Below are 1,030 nucleotides of genomic sequence, written 5' to 3'. Positions count from 1 at the left end.
GCCGAAGCGGGTGCGCGCCGCGTAGAGGTCGACGAGGCCGACGATCGCGTCGTCGTCGATGTCGCCCGCGAGCAGCGTGTCGGGCAGCACCAGCAGGTCGCGCTGCACGACCGGCCCGTGGCGCGCGAACCGCACCTCGATGCCGTGCCGTTGCGCGAGCGTGCGGGCCAGCCGGGTCAGGTGGAGCGACCGCGCGTCGTCGTCCCGGTCCATCGCGTCAGGCCTCGACGTCGATGTAGTGGCGAATGATGCTGCGGATCAGGTCGGCGTCTTCCGCGCCGACCTTCGCATAGATCGTCGGGCCGGCGGCCGATTCGGGATCGCCGGTGCGCAGCATCAGCTCGGCCCAGTCGATCAGGCGCCGTGTCGAGAATGCGCTGGCCAGATCCTCGCGGACGAACGCGGCGCGGCAGTCGGCCGCGATCGCTGCAAGCGTGTCGGCCATCGCCGCGGTCATGGCCGCGCCGAACGTGCGCTGCAGCACGCGCGCCTCGTCGGGCGGTGGCAGATAGTCGAGGCGATACACGCGCCAGCGGTCGAGAAACGCCTCGTTCATCACGTTGGCACCCTGGTACAGATGGCGGAACTGTCCCATCGCGCCCACCGCATTGGCGGTCGCGAACAGCCGGAACGACGGATGCGGGACGACGATCTCGTTGCCTTTCTCCTTCAGCAACAGGCGTCCGGCCGGTTCGAGCACGGCGGTCAGCACCGCGAGGATCGCCGGTTCCGCGAAGTCGATCTCGTCGACGATGAGCCACAGCCCTTCGCGCATCGCGGTCGGCAGCACGCCGTCGACCCAGATCGTTTCGCCGCCCTTGACGGTCCAGAACCCGACGAAGTCGCCGACCGTCGTCTGCCCGTTCATGTTCGAGCGCAGCACGCCGTGGCCGGCCAGCGCGGCGGCCTGCTCGATGAGGCTCGTCTTGCCGGTGCCGGTGTGACCGATCAACAGGATGCGCCGGTTCTCGACGATGTCTTCCAGCACGTTCGTCGCACGCGCGGTGAACAGGTAGGCCGGATTCGGCGG

At 69.2% G+C, this 1,030-nt stretch carries 1 protein-coding gene and 1 pseudogene; both read right to left on the bottom strand.

The features are described from left to right. A pseudogene (locus JYJ84_RS37380) lies at positions 1-213 on the bottom strand (cobalamin biosynthesis protein CobT); the annotation flags it as partial. 4 nt (positions 214-217) lie between these two features. After that, the coding region (locus JYJ84_RS37375; protein ID WP_205190366.1) for an AAA family ATPase at positions 218-1,030 on the bottom strand (813 nt) is incomplete at its 5' end.

The organism is Burkholderia sp. LMG 13014, from assembly GCF_905232215.1.
In the GTDB taxonomy this organism is placed as follows: Bacteria; Pseudomonadota; Gammaproteobacteria; order Burkholderiales; family Burkholderiaceae; genus Burkholderia.
The sequence above is the reverse complement of the archived record's forward strand: the minus strand, read 5'-3'. Positions and strand labels throughout refer to the sequence as shown.